At 70.2% G+C, this 17887-nt stretch carries 17 protein-coding genes and 2 riboswitches; of the genes, 6 read left to right on the top strand and 11 right to left on the bottom strand.

From position 1 onward, the window contains the following. Positions 1-27: 27 nt before the first annotated feature. Entirely contained in the window at positions 28-1113 is a 1086-nt protein-coding gene (locus STRCI_RS28230) for a helix-turn-helix domain-containing protein (protein WP_269661775.1), read from the bottom strand. Positions 1114-1212: 99 nt separating this feature from the next. On the opposite strand from STRCI_RS28230, the gene STRCI_RS28225 reads away from it, so the two are divergent. Next, positions 1213-2499 carry an MFS transporter gene (locus STRCI_RS28225; RefSeq protein WP_269661774.1) on the top strand — a complete coding sequence of 429 codons (1287 nt, stop codon included), beginning with the start codon at positions 1213-1215 and terminating at the stop codon, positions 2497-2499. Here STRCI_RS28225 and STRCI_RS28220 read toward each other — a convergent pair. The 9 genes from STRCI_RS28220 to STRCI_RS28180 form a co-directional block, all read right to left on the bottom strand. Further along, positions 2408-3064 carry a trimeric intracellular cation channel family protein gene (locus STRCI_RS28220; protein ID WP_269664669.1) on the bottom strand — a complete coding sequence of 219 codons (657 nt, stop codon included), beginning with the start codon at positions 3062-3064 and terminating at the stop codon, positions 2408-2410. The two genes, STRCI_RS28225 and STRCI_RS28220, sit on opposite strands and share 92 nt — an antisense overlap. 71 nt (positions 3065-3135) lie before the next feature. Further along, a complete protein-coding gene (locus tag STRCI_RS28215; RefSeq protein ID WP_269661773.1) occupies positions 3136-4401 on the bottom strand; it encodes an ABC transporter ATP-binding protein in 1266 nt (421 codons plus the stop codon). Next, positions 4398-5495 (bottom strand): ABC transporter ATP-binding protein, encoded by a 1098-nt coding sequence (locus STRCI_RS28210; RefSeq protein ID WP_269661772.1) that lies wholly within the window; start codon positions 5493-5495, stop codon positions 4398-4400. Before STRCI_RS28210 ends, STRCI_RS28215 begins: the two co-directional genes overlap by 4 nt. Beyond that, positions 5492-6499, bottom strand: coding sequence for an ABC transporter permease (locus STRCI_RS28205; RefSeq protein WP_269661771.1), 1008 nt, complete (start codon positions 6497-6499; stop codon positions 5492-5494). Before STRCI_RS28205 ends, STRCI_RS28210 begins: the two co-directional genes overlap by 4 nt. Before the next feature lie 69 nt (positions 6500-6568). Continuing rightward, on the bottom strand, positions 6569-8326 hold the full coding sequence (locus STRCI_RS28200; RefSeq protein WP_472926753.1) for an ABC transporter substrate-binding protein: 1758 nt from the start codon (positions 8324-8326) through the stop codon (positions 6569-6571). 61 nt (positions 8327-8387) lie between these two features. Next, positions 8388-9386 (bottom strand): ABC transporter permease, encoded by a 999-nt coding sequence (locus STRCI_RS28195; protein WP_269661769.1) that lies wholly within the window; start codon positions 9384-9386, stop codon positions 8388-8390. Between the two features lie 324 nt (positions 9387-9710). Next, positions 9711-10499 (bottom strand): enhanced serine sensitivity protein SseB C-terminal domain-containing protein, encoded by a 789-nt coding sequence (locus tag STRCI_RS28190; RefSeq protein ID WP_269661768.1) that lies wholly within the window; start codon positions 10497-10499, stop codon positions 9711-9713. Positions 10500-10668: 169 nt separating this feature from the next. Then, complete coding sequence (locus STRCI_RS28185) at positions 10669-11460, bottom strand: enhanced serine sensitivity protein SseB (protein ID WP_269661767.1); 792 nt, start codon at positions 11458-11460, stop codon at positions 10669-10671. 67 nt (positions 11461-11527) lie between these two features. Continuing rightward, positions 11528-12187, bottom strand: coding sequence for an AAA family ATPase (locus tag STRCI_RS28180; RefSeq protein ID WP_269664668.1), 660 nt, complete (start codon positions 12185-12187; stop codon positions 11528-11530). Between the two features lie 170 nt (positions 12188-12357). Then, a riboswitch (glycine riboswitch) is annotated at positions 12358-12453 on the top strand. Beyond that, a riboswitch (glycine riboswitch) is annotated at positions 12454-12562 on the top strand. 37 nt (positions 12563-12599) lie between these two features. Between STRCI_RS28180 and gcvT the strand changes: the two genes are divergently transcribed. The 4 genes from gcvT to STRCI_RS28160 all read left to right on the top strand — a co-directional run bounded on the left by gcvT (position 12600) and on the right by STRCI_RS28160 (position 16897). Further along, positions 12600-13718, top strand: a complete 1119-nt coding sequence (gene gcvT / locus STRCI_RS28175; RefSeq protein WP_269661766.1) for a glycine cleavage system aminomethyltransferase GcvT — start codon at positions 12600-12602, stop codon at positions 13716-13718. 97 nt (positions 13719-13815) lie between these two features. Next, on the top strand, positions 13816-14193 hold the full coding sequence (gene gcvH / locus STRCI_RS28170; RefSeq protein WP_269661765.1) for a glycine cleavage system protein GcvH: 378 nt from the start codon (positions 13816-13818) through the stop codon (positions 14191-14193). Positions 14194-14207: 14 nt separating this feature from the next. After that, entirely contained in the window at positions 14208-15470 is a 1263-nt protein-coding gene (gene glyA, locus STRCI_RS28165; RefSeq protein ID WP_269661764.1) for a serine hydroxymethyltransferase, read from the top strand. A gap of 59 nt (positions 15471-15529) precedes the next feature. Then, complete coding sequence (locus STRCI_RS28160) at positions 15530-16897, top strand: L-serine ammonia-lyase (protein ID WP_269661763.1); 1368 nt, start codon at positions 15530-15532, stop codon at positions 16895-16897. Positions 16898-16904: 7 nt separating this feature from the next. Here STRCI_RS28160 and STRCI_RS28155 read toward each other — a convergent pair whose 3' ends face one another. After that, a complete protein-coding gene (locus STRCI_RS28155; RefSeq protein ID WP_269661762.1) occupies positions 16905-17324 on the bottom strand; it encodes a hypothetical protein in 420 nt (139 codons plus the stop codon). Between the two features lie 91 nt (positions 17325-17415). Here STRCI_RS28155 and STRCI_RS28150 point away from each other — a divergent pair, with 91 nt between their 5' ends. Then, the gene (locus STRCI_RS28150; protein ID WP_269661761.1) at positions 17416-17886 is read left to right on the top strand and encodes a cation:proton antiporter regulatory subunit; all 471 of its coding nucleotides are present in this window, start codon (positions 17416-17418) and stop codon (positions 17884-17886) included. Position 17887 lies beyond the last annotated feature (1 nt).

Here is a 17887-nt window from a genome sequence, read left to right as displayed (position 1 = left end):
CTAAGCGGTAGCTTTTTCGAATCCCCCTCAGCGCAGGACCGCCGCCAGCAGGTCCGTACCCAGCGCCGTGAGGTCGGGGACGTTCAGGGTGTAGCGGACGTAACGCCCGTGCCGTCGGGCCGTGAGCAGGTCCGCCCGGCGCAGGACCGCGAGGTGGCGGGAGACCTCCGGGGGCGAGAGTTCCCAGGCGTGGGCCAGCTCGCCGGTGGTGTGCGGGCCGCGGGCCAGGGTGCGCAGGAGTCGCAGCCGTACGGGATGGGCGAGGGCTTCGAGGCGCAGGGTGACCGTCTCCAGCGAGACCGGCTCCGCGGGGACCGGCTCGGCCACGGGGTACTGCACCACCGGCTGCCACCCGGGCGCGTGGACCACCACCAGGTGCGGGCGGCCGAAGACGCTCGGGATGAAGGTGACCCCGGAGCCCTGGGCGGCGGTCGCCTTGTCCTGGAGCTTGTCGACGATGATGCAGTTGCCGTCCGGCGACAGGGCGACCGCGCCGGACACCGAGGCCAGGGCCGCCCCGATGCCCTGCCGCTTGAGCAGGTCGTTCTTCAGGCGCAGATCGGTGGCGAGCTGGACGGCGGCCCCCGCCCAGGCCGCGTCGAAGAACGCCTCGGCGCACTGCTCGAGGGTCCGGCGCACCCGGGCCCGTACGGCGGCCGGGTCCGCGAGCAGCCGTTCCGCGAAGGCCTCCTGGCGTGGGCCACGGGCCTGGGCCAGGTCCAGGGCGCGCTCGCGCGCGGTCGCGTCGGTGAGCGGGGACGGCGCGGCGAAGGGGACGCGCTTGCTCCCGCAGGTGGTGACGAGCGCGGCGGTCACATAGGTCTCGTCGTCGATCCGGTCCACCTCGTCCAGTTCCTCGGCGAGGGTCGGCCGGGGGCGGGCCGGGATCAGGAAGTCCGCCTGCGAGGAACGCCAGAGGAACTCCGCCTCGCGCAGCCGCTCGGCCAGCTCCGGCGGCAGCCCGGCCCAGACCTTCCCGGCCCAGTCGGCGAGGTGCGGATGGTGGCCGGGCTCGGCCAGCGCGTGCAGCATCGCGGTCAGCTCGGCCAGCGGGGAGGCGGCGAACCGCACGCGCTCGGACGGCAGTCCGCCGATGTCGATCCTCAGGGTCACCCGCCCATCATCACGGTCCGGCCGGACGGCGGCGCCGCCGATTGACGGTCTCCGTCAACCGACGTGGTCCGCCGGGCGGCCGTACGCACCGTTGTCGCCATGGCAACCACCACCATCCGGCTCCGCGCCCTCGTCCGGGCCTCCGGCGGCCCCCGCTATGCCGTCGCGCTGGCCGTGGACGCGCTCGGCACCGGCCTGCTGCGGCCGTTCCTGCTGCTCTACGGCGTGACGGTGCTGCGTCTGTCCGCTCCGGCCACCGGCGTCGCCATGACCGTCGGCATCGTGGCGGGCCTGGTGTGCATGCCCGCGGTGGGGCGCTGGCTGGACCGGGGCGCGCGCAGCACCGTCGTGGCCGCGTCGATGCTGGTGCGGGTGGCGGGCGTGGCGCTGCTGCCGGCCACCCCGCAGGGGCACGTCTGGCTGTTCGGGGCGGCGACGCTGCTGCTCGGCATCGGCAATCAGGCCTGGCCGGCCGCCCACGCCGCGCTGGTCGCCACGGTCGCCCACGGCCGGGACCGCGACACCGCCCTCGCGGCGGGCCGCGCCCTGCGCAACGGAGGAATGGGGGTGGGCGCGCTCATCGCGACCGTGTGCCTGGCAGGTGGCACCACCGCACTTCAGGCGCTGGCGGCCGTCACGGGGCTCGCCTATCTCACCGCGGCGGCCCTGGCCTGGTCGGTCCGCCTGGCCGCGGACCCGGCCTCGGCGCCCGCCCCCGGCGAGGGGCCACCGCCCCGGATGCGCGCGCTGCTCGCCGCCAACGTGATCTACGTCTTCTGCCTGAACGTCCCCGAGATCGCGCTCCCGCTGATCCTGGTGACCCAGCTGGACGCCTCCCCGGTGTGGTCGGCGGCGATCTTCGTCGCCAACACCGTGCTGGTGGTCGGCCTCCAGGTCCCGGTCACCGTCCTGCTCTCCCGCTACTCCCGGCGGAATGTGCTGGCCCTCGCCGCGGTCGTGCTCACCGTGTCCTACCTGGGCTTCCTCGCCGCCGCCTCGCTCGGGCCCGGCTGGGGTGCCCCGGCGGTCGCCGCGGTGTCCGTCATCTGCACGCTCGGCGAGATCGTCTACGCCGGAAGCGCCACCGCGCTCGTCACCGCCCTCGTCCCGGCCCATGTGCTGGGGCGCGCCCTCGCCCGCTTCGAACTCTCCACCGGCTTCGGCCTCGCCGTCTCCCCGATGGCCATCACCGCGCTCGCGCCCCACGGCCCGGCCGCCCTCTGGGGCAGCCTCGCCGGCGCGACCCTTCTCTCCGGGGCGGCGGTGGCCGCCGAGAAGGACCGGGTCGGCGGTGCTACTCCTCCCGCACGGTCGAGCGACGGTTCCAGGCCCGCGGCGCCCGCCAGTGGTACCGCATCGCCAGCAGCCGCAGCACAAAGGCCGTGACCGCCGCGATCCCGCTGGTGACGGGGGTGAGGGCGTCGTAGCGGATGCACATGGCGACCATCGCGGCGCCGACGATCGCCGGGACCGCGTAGAGGTCGCGGTCCCAGCGCAGCAGGGAGGGCACCTCGTTGGCGAGCACATCGCGCAGCACACCGCCGCCGACGGCGGTGGCCAGACCCAGGGCGGCGGAGGCGGTGAGGCCGAGGCCGTAGTCGTACGCCTTCGTGGTGCCGGTGACGCAGAACAGGCCGAGTCCCGCCGCGTCGAAGACGTTCACGCCGGTCTGGATGCGCTCGACATGCGGGTGCAGGAAGATCACCAGCAGGGCGGCGAGCGAGGGGGTCAGGAAGTACCCCAGATCCGTGAAGGCGGCGGGCGGTACGGCGCCGATGACCAGGTCGCGGAAGAGACCGCCGCCCAGTGCGGTGACCTCGGCGAGGACGGCGATGCCGAAGACGTCGAAGTTCTTGCGGACGGCCAGCAGGGCACCGGAGATCGCGAAGACGAAGATGCCGATCAGGTCGAGCGTGTGCTGGACGGACGGGGTGAACAGTTGCTGGAGCACCCGTACATTCTGACGCAAGACTGAGCCCCTGCCTTGCATTGCAAGGCAGGGGCTCGGCCGAGCTTGGGTTATTAGCCCTTCTTGTCGGTGGCTTCCGGCTCGTCGGTGGCCTCCTCGGCCTCCGCCCCCGCGGGCTCCTCGGCTTCCGCCGTCTCCGCCGCTTCCGCCGTCTCCGCCACGGCGGCCTTGACCGCCGCCGACGTCTCCGCCGACTCCGCCAGCACCTCGTCGGCGACCAGCTCCGCCGCCGCCTTCGCGGCGGTCAGCAGGACCGTGTCCTGGGGGGCCTGGTCCTCGAAGTTCTCCGGGTGGTGGCAGGCAACCTGCTGACCGGGGCGCAGCTGGAGCAGCGGCGGCTCGGTCGTCTTGCAGATCTCCGTCGCCTTCCAGCACCGCGTGTGGAAGCGGCAGCCGGACGGCGGCGCGATCGGCGAGGGCACGTCACCCCGGAGCAGGATGCGCTCGCTCTTGGCGCCCCGGCGCTTGGGGTCCGGCACCGGCACCGCGGACATCAGCGCCTTGGTGTACGGGTGCATCGGGGACTCGTACAACGAGGCGCGGTCGGCGAGTTCGACGATCTTGCCGAGGTACATCACCGCGATCCGGTCCGAGACATGGCGCACCACGGACAGGTCGTGCGCGATGATCACGTACGTGAGGCCGAGCTCCTGCTGGAGGTCGTCCATCAGGTTCACGACCTGCGCCTGGATCGACACGTCGAGGGCCGAGACCGGCTCGTCCGCCACGACCAGCTTCGGCTTCAGCGCGAGCGCCCGGGCGATGCCGATGCGCTGGCGCTGGCCGCCGGAGAACTCGTGCGGGTAGCGGTTGTAGTGCTCGGGGCTCAGACCGACGAGCTCCAGCAGGCGCTGGACCTCCTTCTTCACCCCGCCCTCGGGCTCGACGCCCTGGAGCCGGAAGGGCGCCGAGACGATCGAGCCGATGGTGTGCCGGGGGTTCAGGGAGCCGTACGGGTCCTGGAAGATCATCTGGATGTCCCGCCGCAGCGGGCGCATCCCGGCCGTGTTCAGCCGCGTGATGTCCTTGCCCTCGAAGTGGATCGTGCCGCCCGTCGGGTCCTGGAGCCGGGTGATGACCCGGCCCATGGTCGACTTGCCGCAGCCCGACTCGCCGACCACGCCCAGGGTCTCGCCCTTGCGCACCTCGAAGTCGATGCCGTCGACGGCCTTGACCGCGGCGACCTGGCGCTGGAGCAGGCCCTTGCGGATCGGGAAGTGCTTCTGCAGGCCCTCGACCTTCAGCAGCACCTCGCGCTCCGACACGGGAGCCGACGCCTGCGCCGGGACGGTCACGTCCGATTTCTTGGTTTCACTCACAGCTTCGGCGCAATCTCTTCGGTCCAGATCCGCGTGCGGTCCTCGGGAGAGAGGTGACAGGCGGAGAAGTGTCCGGTGCCGACCTGCGTCAGCTCGGGGCGCACGGTGCGGGTGACATCGCCCTTGGGGACGTCCGCGTACGGGCAGCGCGGGTGGAAGGCGCAGCCCGAGGGGACGTTGATGAGGCTCGGCGGCTGGCCCTTGACCGGGATGAGCCGCTCGGCGGTGTCCCGGTCGATACGGGGCATCGAGCCGAGCAGACCCCAGGTGTACGGGTGCTGCGGCCGCTCGAAGATGTCGTCGACCGGGCCGCGCTCCACGCACCGGCCGCCGTACATCACGAGTACGTCGTCGGCGATCTCGGCGACCACACCGAGGTCGTGGGTGATGATGATGACCGCCGAGCCGAACTCCTTCTGGAGATCCCGGATCAGGTCGAGGATCTGCGCCTGGACGGTGACGTCCAGGGCGGTCGTCGGCTCGTCCGCGATGAGCAGCTCGGGGTTGTTCACCAGCGCCATGGCGATCATCGCGCGCTGGCGCATACCGCCGGAGAACTCGTGCGGGTAGCCGTCGACGCGCTTGGCGGGCTCGGGGATGCCGACCCGGTCCAGCATCTCGATGGCCCGCTTGCGGGCGACCTTCTTGCTGACGTCGTGGTGGACGCGGTACGCCTCCACGATCTGGTTGCCGACCGTGTAGTACGGGTGCATCGCGGACAGCGGGTCCTGGAAGATCATCGCCATCTCGCGGCCGCGCAGTCGGCGCACCTCGTCCGGGGCGGCGCCGACCAGTTCCTTGCCGTCCAGCCAGATCTCGCCGGACATCCGGACGTTCTTGCCGCGCGCGCCGAGCCGGTGCAGGCCCATGATGGCGAGCGAGGTGACGGACTTGCCGGAGCCGGACTCGCCGACGATGGAGAGGGTCTTGCCCTTCTCCACCTTGAAGCTGACGCCGTCGACCGACTTGACCAGGCCGTCGTCGGTAGGGAAGTGCACCTTGAGGTCGCGGACTTCGAGGAACGCGGTGGGCGCGTCGGAGGAGGCCTTCACGGGCTCCCCGACCGCGGCACCGGTCTTGGACAGTTCGGTCACGAGAGCCTCACCCGCGGGTCGGCGGCGGCGTACAACAGGTCCACCAGGAAGTTTGCGACTACGACGAAGAACGCGGCGAGCAGGGTCACGCCGAGGATCGGGGGCAGGTCGTTGTCCCGGATGGACTGCACGGCGTACTCACCGATGCCGTGCAGGGAGAACACGTACTCGGTGATCACGGCACCACCCAGCAGCAGTCCCAGATCCATGCCGAAGACGGTGATGATCGGGGTCAGCGCGGCCCGCAGACCGTGCTTGGCCACGACGTTCCGCTCACGCAGGCCCTTGGCGCGGGCCGTGCGGATGAAGTCCTCGCTCATCGTCTCCAGCATGCCCGAGCGGGTGAGCCGGGCGTAGATGGCGGAGTAGAGCAGGGCGAGCGAACACCACGCCGGGAAGAGCGTGTTGGCCCACTGCGAGGGGTTCTCGGTGAAGGGGACGTACTCGCGGCCGAAGATCGGCCACTTGTAGGTGAAGAGGAACAGCGCGATCTGGCCCGTGAAGAACATGGGCAGGGAGACACCGGCGAGGGCGATGCCCATGAACGTCCGGTCGGCGAACGACCGCGGCTTGAGCGCCGAGATCACACCGGCCGTGACGCCGCCCACCAGCCACATGACGGCGGCACCGACGGCCAGCGACAGCGTCACCGGCACGCGCTCGGTGAGCTGCGGCCAGACCTCGACGTGGGTCTTGAAGGAGTAGCCGAAGCACGGCGCGTTGCACTGCGCGGTGGTGGGGCCCAGGTCGTAGGTCGCGCCGGAGACGATCCCCTTGATGAAGTCCCAGTACTGGACGTAGACGGGCTGGTCGAGGCCGAGGTTGGCCTTGACCGCTGCGATGTCGGCCTTCGAGGGGCTCTTCCCGATGTACTGCTGAGCCAGCTGGTCGGCCGTCTGGCCGGCGAGCCGGGGCAGCAGGAAGAAGATCGCGAAGGTGACCGCGGTGACGACGAGCAGCAGGATCACCGCTGCGATCGTCCGGCGGAGGATATACGAGATCACGGGGATCGGCGCTGGTGCCCGCGGGCCTCACGGCCCGCGGGCACCAATGCCTTCACCTGCCTTCCGGGGCTACTTCTTGGTCGTGCCGATGTTGAGGTAGTCGTACTGACCGCTGAAGGCCGCCGTCGAAACGAGGTTGGTGAAGCCGGCCGGGCGGTACAGCAGGACCTTGAAGTAGGTCAGCGGAACGAGGGCCGCCTCCTCCATGGTCTTCTTGTCGATCTCGGCGTAGAGGGCGTCACGCTTGGCCGCGTCCTCGGTGCCGATCGCTTCCTCGAGCATCGAGTTGACGTCGGCGTTGTCGAGCTGCGACAGGTTGGTGTTGCCGGACTCGCCGATCGCGTCACCGTGCAGGATCTGCTGCTCGAAGCCGTAGCCGGACGGCCAGTCGGAGCCCCACTGCATCATGTGCAGGCCGATGTTCTGCTTCTTGTTGAACGTCGGGACACCCGCGCTGTCGGTGAAGTACTTGCCCGACGGGTACTGCTTCAGCGTGGCGTCGATGCCCGCCTGCTTCAGCGAGTTGATGATCGCGGTCGCCGCGGCGATCTCCTGCGGACGGTCCGAACGCGCCGAGATGTTGGTCTTGATCGACGACTTGCCGCAGGCCTTCAGCTGCTCCTTGGCCTTGGCGGCGTCACCCTTGCTGTCCGGGGTGGCGTAGAGGTCGGTCTTCTGGTAGCCCGGGATGTCCGGCGGCAGGACGGTGGTGGCGATGTCACCACGGATCGGGCCACCGAGCGCGGTCTGCACCGAGTTCTTGTCGACCGCGTACTGCACGGCCTTGCGGCACTCGACCTTGTCGAACGGCGCGAGCTTGGTGTTGATCGCCATGTAGACCAGACGGCCACCGAAGGTGTTGTCCGTGTTGGCCTTCAGGTCGGGGTCGTTGACGACCTCGGCCTGGGTCGCGGCCTGGACGCCACCGCCACCGAGGTCGATCGCCTTGCCGGCGCGGACGTCCTGGTCGATCGTCTCGGCGTTGACCTTCAGCTTGACGACGATCTTGTCCGGGTACTGCTTGCGCAGCGGGTCGGACGCGGCGTCCCAGTTCTCGTTGCGGACGAGGACGGCCTGCTTGCCCTCCTCGTAGCTCTCGAACTTGTAAGAGCCCGAGGAAACGATGCTCTTGACGTAGTCGACGCCCTTGTCCTTCGCCTTCGGCACGGGGGCCGTCTGCGGGGTGGCGACGAGGTAGTCGAACTCCTGGAAGGAGCGGTTGAGCTTGAAGACGATCGTGGTGTCGTCCGGCGTCTCGATGGACGCGAGGCCCTTGTCGCTCTTGTCCTTGTAGGGGCCCTTGTACTTGTCGCCGCCGTCCAGGAACTGCTGGAAGTAGTTCGGGCCGAGGGAGAGCACGTCACGCGCGAAGTTCGAGCGCTCCACCGCGTACTTCACGTCCTTGGACGTGATCGGCGTGCCGTCCTCGTACTTGAGGCCCTCACGCAGCTTGTACGTCCAGGTCTTGCCGCCGTCGCTCGGCTCGCCCGGGGCGGCCGCGAGGTCCGGGACCAGCTCGTTGCCGGCCTCGCCGGCACCGGGCTTGAAGGTCATCAGCGGGCGGGCGTAGAGCCGGCTGAGGTTGTACATGTACGCGTAGTACGTGTTGCCCGGGTCGAAGGAGTCCGGCACGTCCGAGTACTCGTACGTGACGGTGCCCCCCTTCGCGGTGGAGGCGTTGACGACACCCTTGGTGGCCGCGTTGGCGCCGGCCGACTTGTTGTTGCCGTCGCCATTGTCGTTGTTGTCATCGGCCTTGCTGCAGCCGGTAAGAACCAGGCTGACGGTGCCGATGGCCGCGATGGCGGCCAGCGCTGACCTTCGCATGATGGTCTGCTTCCCCTCCATAGTTGGAAACTTGATGGGCTCTCGGTGCTGCGGCCGCATGTCAGCGGCCACTGCGCGGGTCGAGAGCGTCACGGAGTCCGTCGCCGAGCAGGTTGAACGCCAGGACGGTGACGAAGATGGCGAGGCCCGGCACGATCATGAACTGCGGATCGACCTTGTAGAAGTTGACCGCCTCGCTGAGCATGCCGCCCCACGACGCCTGCGGGGGCTGGATGCCGACGCCGAGGAAGCTCAGGCTGGCCTCGAAAAGGATGTTCGTCGGGATGAGCAGCGTCGAGTAGACGATGATCGGGCCGACCAGGTTCGGGAGGAGCTCCCGGAACAGGATGTACGGACCCTTGGCGCCCATGCCCCGGGAGGCGTCGACGAACTCGCGCTCCCTGAGCGCCAGGGTCTGGCCGCGGACGATGCGGCCCAGATACGGCCAGTTGAAGAAGCCGATGATGAAGATCAGCACGCTGATGTGGAGCGGCAGACCCTCCAGGCCGAAGGCACCGCCCTGCAGCGTCGCCGAGATGGCGATGGCGAACAGCAGCAGCGGGAAGGCGAGGAAGGTGTCCATCAGACGGCTGATGATCGCGTCCGTCCGGCCACCGTAGTAGCCGGCGATCACGCCGAGGACCGTCCCGATGGTGTTGGACAGGATGGTGGCCCCGAACGCCACGACCAGGGACACCCAGGAGCCTTCCAGGATCCGGGTGGCGATGTCGCGCCCGAACTTGGGCTCGACGCCCAGCGGGTGGTCCGCGCTCATGCCGCCCCAGTCCCCGCTGGGCAGGGAGGTGTTGGGGTCGATCAGATCCTGGTTGAAGGCGTTGGGGTCGAGACCGAAGAGCGCCTGGATGGGCCGGGCCAGCAGGGCGAGCAGCACCAGCAGGATCACGACGATGCCGCCGGCGACGGCGACCTTGTCCTTCTTGAACCGGGTCCAGGCGATCTGCCCCAGGGAACGGCCCTCGATCTGCCCCTTGTCGGCGCCGACGAGCACAGCCTCCGGCTGCGCCTCGGGTGACCCGGTGGTCTCGATCGGTGCGGTCACAGTGACCCGACCCCTCTCGCCGGTGGTGACCGGCCTACGCCCGCCGTGGATTACGGCTTTGTCGACTTGCACTCAGACACAGGATCGACTGGACCTCATGTCTGAGTGGGGAGTCTTCAGCGTCGTCACGATCACCCGCCAGATCTGGCGGCGAAAGTATGCGCAACCGTGATGATGCACTGGGGATTCCGTTATCCGAACAGCAGATGACGGACGCCGGACGAGAAAGAGTCGGCACAAAACGGACGTTCAGTTACTTTCGGCATCATCTACGCGCGCAGAAATGTGTCGGGCGCGTGAACGTGCCGTTGACCTGTCACTCCGTCAGAAACCGCCCTGTACGGGCGGGTAACCGTATCCCGCGGCAGGCGCCTGCGCCGCGTGCGCCTCACGGTCGTAGAACGGGCGGGCGCTCGCCCGCATCCACATCGCGACCGGGTCGTACTCGTCGGACATCGCCACCGTCGACACCGGCAGCCCGTCCGGGACGGCGCCGATGGACTGCTGCATCATCGCGCGCACCGAATCCACGGCGGGCGGGCTGGTGTCGTACACATCCAGTCCGATGGCGAGGTACGGCGCCCCGAGCGCCGGCTGCACCCAGGCGCGGCGCAGGGCGCGGACGGCCGGGGTGCGGTGCGCGTTCTGCGCGAGCAGGGCGTAGAAGTGCGGGATCTCGATGCCGGGTTCGGACAGCCGCAGCGGGCCCGCGGGCTGGCGGTCCAGGCCCGTGGCGATCCGGCGCAGGTCGAGCCAGGGGATGCCGACGCCGCCGCCGGGGGCGTGCGGGTTCAGCCAGAGGCCGAAGTGGTCCGGGTACAGGGTGCGGGCCACGTCGATTCCGTCGACGACCTCGTAACTGCGGTTCCAGCCGCTGGCCGAGAGCTCCTGGGCGGAGGTGACACAGGGGGCGTAGCCGTGGCCGTCGACCTCCATGTTCCCGTACTGGGCGTCCGGGGAGCCGGACTGGCCGTGCCACAGCAGCATCCAGATCTGGCCGGAGTTCGGGGTCGCGAGCGCGCGCAGGAGCGCCTCGTAGGCGTCGTACCGCCCGGGCGTGACCTGGCGCAGCATGTGCTCGACCTGCCCGGCCGCGATGCCGCTGGCGCTCACCTGTACCGCCCCTCCAACATTTCTCCGACCGAGCCGTGACCCTAGCTTAAGCCCGCCTGACATCTCGGGACTTGCTGTGGTCCTGCGGGTGCGGGCTTCATTGTGGCTGGTCGCGCCCGCGCGGCGGAGCCGCAAATCGATACAGCCCCGCGCCCCTGGGTGGGTTTCTCTAAGCCTGTGTGTAGAAGGGGCGTACCTTCTCGCGCAGCCATATCGCCACCGGGTCCTGGGCTGCCATGTCCAACAGGATCAAGTTGACCTGCCACTGGGTCGGGACCCTTCCCAAGGCCCTGCCCAGGGCGTCCATGGGGGCCGTGCGGAGGTCGCCCTCCCAGTGGGAGAGTTCCACGCCCACGAACATGACCGGGGGCGCCGTCTCGATGGCGGCCAGGCAGCGGCGGGCCGTTGTCACCACTCCGGTTGCCGCGAACTCGGCCGAGGCCGCGGCGAGGAAGTCGACCGGGTCGTCCTGCCAGTCCGGTTCGTAGAGCTTGACCCGGCCGCCGCTCGCGGGGCCGTCCAGCGGGGTACGGCCCACCCGGCACAGCTCGGCCACGCCCTCGGGCGGCAGCGGGATGCCCACCACGCCGTCGGGGTTGACCATGATGCCGACCTGCGGGGGCAGACCGCGGGCGAACTCGACCGCCGGGGCGATCGTGTACGACATGTGCGCGCCGGCCACCTGGCGGAGCTGTTCCTCGGAGCTGAAGACCGGGACGAAGGCCTGGCCCTCGATCTCCAGCGTGGGCAGGTCCAGCGGCCCGCTCCGGGGGCCGCCGCCGGAGGGCAGCGGGATCCAGAGGAAGCTGCGCCCGAGCACCTCGATGATCCGGCCGCCCGCCGAGGGCACGCCGAGGGAGGCGGAGAGCACCTCCTCCAGCTCGTTGCCGGGCCATCCGCCGTGCGGATGAGGGTGCGCCTGCGCCGGGAAGTCCGCGGGGAGATCCGCCGGGAAGTCCATCTGTCTGACCGCCTGCCGTGAACCACTGATATGGCGGAAAGGCTAGCGCCTGCCGGGCCGCCCCGGCTCAGCCCGTGAAGCCGATCCGGCGCAGGACGCCCGCCGCGGGCCGGTCGATCAGCACCGCCGAACCGCAGCCCTGGGGGAGCTCCCCCTTCTCCACCGCGCGCAGCAGCCGCCCGGCCGCCGCGCGGTGCCGCAGGAAGGCGTACCGGGACACGCCCCGGCCGCGCTCGCGCTGGCCCTCCAGCGCCTGGTCCGGGGTGACGTCCAGGAGCAGCAGGTGCAGGGTGCCGCCCCGGCGCCGGGCCGCCCGGGACAGCCAGCCGCGCACCCACGCCTGGGTCCCGCAGTCGTGCACGACGACGCCCGCGCCGGAGCGCAGGGCGCTCCACAGCCCGGCGTAGTGCGCGATCCGGACGAGGGGGCGGTAGACCGCGTACGGCAGGAAGCCGGGCATCCGGGCGTCCCAGCGGTCCCGGGTGTCCTGGGAGTCGATCCTCGGGCCCTTCACGGCCCGCTTCATGAGGGTGGACTTGCCGCTGCCGGGCAGGCCGGTGATCACGACGAGGTCCTTGGGGCCGAAGAGCAGCGCGTGCGGACTGTGGCCGGAGCGCTCGCGCAGATCGCGCACGACCGGGGACGCGGCCCGGGCCGGTGCGGCCGGCTGCCGGGGTACCGCGATCCCCGTGGTGGTCGCGTACGCCGAGGTCCTGTTCAACGTGATCGTCCTCCCCTGGGTCAGGTAGGGCACCTGCCCGTTGAGCGTAAAGAGAAGGTAATGCCGGATGCCTAGCGTTTTCGTGCGCGTACCGCCACAGACCGGTTACAGATGCGGCCCTGCCGCACCGGACGGATGCGTGCAATGATGTCCGCGCCAACTGCATACCGGCCGTTTGAATCCGCGCGGGAGAGTTCCCAGCCTTCAGCTGGGGCGCCGAAGGAGCAAGTCCCTCCCTTGAATCTCTCAGGCCCCGTTACCGCGCGGGCGAGGCACATCTGAAAAGCGGACCGCCGTCGCCGGTGGTCCCACCCAAGGTGCAAGTCATGCCCACATGTGGTCATGACGAACCTCTCAGGTTCCGATGACAGATGGGGAGGAACGACCTCGCCGTCATGCCTTGGGAGACAAACGTCCGATGAGCAGTCCTGAACCCCGCCGTACCGCCCTCGATGCCCTGCATCGCTCGCTCGGCGCGACGATGACCGACTTCGCCGGCTGGGACATGCCGCTGCGGTACGCCTCCGAGCGCGACGAGCACAACGCCGTGCGCACCAGGGCCGGCCTGTTCGACCTCTCCCACATGGGCGAGATCACCGTCACCGGCCCGCAGGCCGCCGCGCTGCTGAACCACGCCCTGGTCGGCAACATCGCCACCGTCGGTCCCGGCCGCGCCCGCTACACCATGATCTGTCAGGCCGACGGCGGCATCCTCGACGACCTGATCGTCTACCGGCTCGCCGAGACCGAGTACATGGTCGTCGCCAACGCCTCCAACGCCCAGGTCGTCCTGGACGCGCTGGTGGATCGTTCCGCCGGTTTCGACGCCGAGGTCCGCGACGACCGCGACGCCTACGCCCTGCTCGCCGTCCAGGGCCCCGAGTCCCCGGGCATCGTGAAGGCGCTCACCGACGCCGACCTGGACGGCCTGAAGTACTACGCCGGTCTCCCCGGCACGGTGGCGGGCGTCCCGGCGCTGATCGCGCGCACCGGCTACACCGGCGAGGACGGCTTCGAGCTGTTCGTGAAGCCCGAGCACGCCGTCGAGCTGTGGCAGGCGCTGACCAAGGCGGGCGAGGCCGTCGGCCTGGTCCCCTGCGGTCTTTCCTGCCGGGACACCCTGCGCCTGGAGGCGGGCATGCCGCTGTACGGGCACGAGCTGACCACCGCGCTCACCCCCTTCGACGCCGGGCTCGGCCGGGTGGTGAAGTTCGAGAAGGAGGGCGACTTCGTCGGGCGCGAGGCGCTCACCGAGGCCGCCGCCCGCGCGGAGAGCAACCCGCCGCGCGTTCTCGTCGGCCTGATCGCCGAGGGCCGCCGGGTCCCGCGCGCCGGATACCCGGTCGTCGCCGGTGGCCAGGTCATCGGCGAGATCACCTCCGGCGCCCCCTCCCCCACGCTGGGCAAGCCGATCGCCATGGCCTACGTCGACGCCGCGCACTCCGCGCCGGGCACGGCCGGGGTCGGTGTGGACATCCGGGGCAGCCATGAGCCGTACGAGGTCGTGGCGCTGCCGTTCTACAAGCGTCAGAAGTAGTGGCCGTAGGTGATGCTGAGCACATCACCGCTGCTCACGCACGCCTTCAGCAGTCCCCCTTCATCAGCACTCCCCCGCGTACAGGAGAATTCAGGCCATGAGCAACCCCCAGCAGCTGCGCTACAGCAAGGAGCACGAGTGGCTGTCGGGCGCCGAGGACGGCGTCTCGACGGTCGGCATCACGGAGTTCGCGGCCAACGCGCTCGGTGACGTCGTCTACGCCCAGCTTCCCGAGGTCGGCTCCACGGTGACCGCGGGCGAGTCCTGCGGCGAGCTGGAGTCCACCAAGTCGGTCAGCGACCTGTACTCCCCCGTCACCGGCGAGGTCACCGAGATCAACCAGGACGTCGTGGACGACCCGGCGCTGGTGAACTCGGCCCCCTTCGAGGGCGGCTGGCTGTTCAAGGTACGCGTCACGGGCGAGCCGGACGACCTGCTCTCCGCCGACGAGTACACCGCCTTTTCCGCCGGCTGAGGAGTCGTAGACGCATGTCCGTCCTGAACACGCCCCTGCACGAGCTCGACCCGGAGGTCGCCGCGGCGGTCGACGCCGAGCTGCACCGCCAGCAGTCGACCCTGGAGATGATCGCGTCGGAGAACTTCGCTCCGGTCGCCGTCATGGAGGCCCAGGGCACGGTCCTCACCAACAAGTACGCCGAGGGCTACCCCGGGCGCCGCTACTACGGCGGCTGCGAGTACGTCGACGTCACCGAGCAGCTCGCGATCGACCGGGTCAAGGAGCTGTTCGGCGCCGAGTACGCCAACGTCCAGCCCCACTCCGGTGCCTCCGCCAACCAGGCCGCGCTGTTCGCGCTGGCCAAGCCCGGCGACACCATCCTCGGTCTGGACCTGGCCCACGGCGGCCATCTGACCCACGGGATGCGGCTGAACTTCTCCGGCAAGCAGTTCGACGTGGTCGCCTACCACGTGGACGACTCCGGTCTGGTCGACATGGCCGAGGTGGAGCGCCTGGCCAAGGAGCACCGCCCGAAGGTGATCATCGCCGGCTGGTCGGCGTACCCGCGGCAGCTGGACTTCGCGGAGTTCCGCCGGATCGCCGACGAGGTCGAGGCGTACCTGTGGGTCGACATGGCGCACTTCGCCGGTCTGGTCGCGGCGGGGCTGCACCCGAACCCGGTGCCGCACGCCGACGTCGTCACCTCCACCACCCACAAGACCCTCGGTGGCCCGCGCGGCGGCATCATCCTCGCGAAGAAGGACTTCGCGAAGAAGCTGAACTCCTCCGTCTTCCCCGGCTTCCAGGGCGGCCCCCTGGAGCATGTGATCGCGGCGAAGGCGGTCTCCTTCAAGGTCGCCGCATCGGAGGAGTTCAAGGAGCGCCAGCGGCGTACGGTGGAGGGTGCGCGCATCCTCGCCGAGCGGCTGACGGCGGCCGACGCCCGCGAGGCCGGAGTGAACGTCCTGTCCGGTGGCACGGACGTCCACCTCATCCTCGTCGACCTGCGCGAGTCCGAGCTGGACGGCCAGCAGGCCGAGGACCGCCTCCACGAGGTCGGCATCACGGTCAACCGCAACGCCGTCCCGAACGACCCGCGTCCGCCGATGGTGACCTCCGGTCTGCGCATCGGCACGCCCGCCCTGGCCACCCGCGGCTTCACCGCCGAGGACTTCGCCGAGGTCGCGGACGTGATCGCACAGGCGCTGAAGCCGTCCTACGACGCGGACGCGCTGAAGGCCCGGGTCACGGCGCTTGCCGACAAGCACCCGCTGTACCCCGGTTTGAGCAAGTAGTAGTTCCCTGGTGGGGGCACCCGAGGAAGTGTGCCCCCACCCTCTTTGGAGGAGTTCCCGTGGCCATCTCGGTCTTCGACCTGTTCTCGATCGGCATCGGCCCGTCGAGCTCCCACACGGTCGGCCCGATGCGTGCGGCCCGAATGTTCGCGCGCCGACTGCGCAACGAGGGCGTGCTGTCCTCGGTCGCCTCGGTCCGCTCCGAGCTGTACGGCTCACTGGGCGCGACCGGACACGGCCACGGCACCCCGAAGGCGGTGCTGCTCGGTCTGGAGGGTGCCTCGCCGCGCACGGTGGATGTGGAGACGGCGGACGACCGGATCGAGTCGATCAAGTCCACGGGCCGGCTCTCCCTCCTCGGCGAGCAGGAGATCCCGTTCTCCTTCGACGACGATCTGGTCCTGCACCGGCGCAAGGCGCTGCCGTACCACGCCAACGGCATGACGATATGGGCGTTCGACGCTTCGGGCGCGGAGCTCCTGTCGAAGACGTACTACTCGGTCGGCGGCGGCTTCGTGGTGGACGAGGACGCGGTGGGCGCCGACCGCATCAAGCTGGACGACACGGTCCTGAAGTACCCCTTCCGCACCGGTGACGAGCTCCTGCGGCTGACGAAGGAGACGGGCCTGTCGATCTCCTCGCTGATGCTGGAGAACGAGCGGGCCTGGCGCACCGAGGAGGAGATCCGCACCGGGCTGCTGGAGATCTGGCGGGTGATGCAGGCGTGCGTCTCGCGCGGCATGGCCCGTGAGGGCATCCTGCCGGGCGGTCTGCGGGTCCGGCGCCGGGCGTCGGTGTCCGCGCGGCAACTGCGGGCCGAGGGCGACCCGCTGGCGCACGCGATGGAGTGGATCACGCTCTACGCGATGGCGGTGAACGAGGAGAACGCCGCGGGCGGCCGGGTCGTGACGGCCCCGACCAACGGCGCCGCGGGCATCATCCCCGCCGTCCTGCACTACTACATCAACTTCGTGCCGGGCGCCGACGAGGACGGAGTGGTGCGCTTCCTGCTCGCCGCGGGCGCGATCGGCATGCTCTTCAAGGAGAACGCCTCCATCTCCGGCGCCGAGGTCGGCTGCCAGGGCGAGGTGGGCTCGGCCTGCTCGATGGCGGCGGGCGCGCTGGCCGAGGTGCTCGGCGGCTCGCCTGAACAGGTGGAGAACGCGGCCGAGATCGGCATGGAGCACAACCTCGGCCTGACCTGCGACCCGGTCGGCGGCCTGGTCCAGATCCCGTGCATCGAGCGCAACGGCATGGCCGCGGTGAAGGCGGTCACGGCGGCGAAGATGGCGATGCGCGGCGACGGCTCCCACAAGGTGTCCCTGGACAAGGTCATCAAGACGATGAAGGACACCGGCGCCGACATGAGCGTGAAGTACAAGGAGACCGCGCGCGGCGGGCTCGCGGTGAACATCATCGAGTGCTGAGCCCTCGTCAGCCGTGCCGCCGCGGGGGGCCTTCCGGGGTGACGCGGCGGTAGGCGGCGTGGGCGTGGTGCAGGCGGGCCAGGGTCGTGCCCAGGAGGGTGGCGGCCAGCAGGCAGGTGAGCCAGAGCGCGTCGCGGGGCGCGGCCCACGTCAGGGTGCCCGCGGGCGGGATGGCGAAGCCGTTGAGGAACAGCCAGCACAGGACGGCCGTGCCGGGGGCGGCGGCGAAGTGGGCGCGCAGTCCCGACAGGGCGGCCAGCAGCGACAGCGCGGCCAGGGCGAGCGCGGGGCGTCCGATGCCGACCAGGGCGTTGAGCAGGACCACCAGCAGCAGTGCGCTGCCGGACGCCGCCGCCCACACCAACGGCGTGGCCACGGGCCTGGGTACGGGGCGGGCCCCGGGGCTGAGTGACACCCACTCGATCATGCTCGCCCTCCTTCCAGGCCCTAGGGTGTCATCAAAAATTACCCGGAGAAACACCCGAATCAGACAGGGGGCGGCCGTGGGCGCAGCACGCATGAGCAGTACACCGTTGCCGGGGATCGGGGTCCGTTACGACCTCACCACGAGGGAGCGGCGGCGGCTGTCCGTGGTCGCGCACCGGGACGGGTCGCGGACGCTGAGCGCGTACCGCACGGACGACCCGGACGCCTGTGACCTGTCGGTGCGGCTGACCTCGGGGGAGGCGGAGGCGTTCATCGACGCGCTGATGCCCGCGCACCACAGCCCGAGTCTGCTGTCGACGACCGAACTGGGGCTGGTGGCCGAGCGGATCGAACTGTCCGCCGTCTCGCACTGGAACGGACGGCTGCTGGGCGACACCCGGATGCGCACCGACACCGGTGTCTCCATCGTGGCCGTGCTGCGCCGCGCCGAGGCGATCCCGTCGCCGACGCCGGACTTCCGGCTGGCCGGCGGCGACACCCTGATCGTGATCGGTACGCGCGAGGGCGTGGACGCCGCCGCGGCGATACTCGGCCGGGAGTGAG

It is taken from the genome of Streptomyces cinnabarinus (assembly GCF_027270315.1).
Lineage (GTDB): Bacteria > Actinomycetota > Actinomycetes > Streptomycetales > Streptomycetaceae > Streptomyces > Streptomyces cinnabarinus.
Note: the sequence above shows the minus strand (reverse complement) of the source record. Positions and strands in the feature narration are given on the sequence as shown.

Coding starts and splice junctions, on each gene's coding strand:
- STRCI_RS28225 (WP_269661774.1), top strand. CDS start 1,213: ATGGCAACCACCACCATCCGGCTCCGCGCCCTCGTCCGGGCCTCCGGC.
- STRCI_RS28200 (WP_472926753.1), bottom strand. CDS start 8,326: ATGCGAAGGTCAGCGCTGGCCGCCATCGCGGCCATCGGCACCGTCAGC.
- STRCI_RS28185 (WP_269661767.1), bottom strand. CDS start 11,460: ATGGACTTCCCGGCGGATCTCCCCGCGGACTTCCCGGCGCAGGCGCAC.
- gcvT (WP_269661766.1), top strand. CDS start 12,600: ATGAGCAGTCCTGAACCCCGCCGTACCGCCCTCGATGCCCTGCATCGC.
- gcvH (WP_269661765.1), top strand. CDS start 13,816: ATGAGCAACCCCCAGCAGCTGCGCTACAGCAAGGAGCACGAGTGGCTG.
- glyA (WP_269661764.1), top strand. CDS start 14,208: ATGTCCGTCCTGAACACGCCCCTGCACGAGCTCGACCCGGAGGTCGCC.
- STRCI_RS28155 (WP_269661762.1), bottom strand. CDS start 17,324: ATGATCGAGTGGGTGTCACTCAGCCCCGGGGCCCGCCCCGTACCCAGG.
- STRCI_RS28150 (WP_269661761.1), top strand. CDS start 17,416: ATGAGCAGTACACCGTTGCCGGGGATCGGGGTCCGTTACGACCTCACC.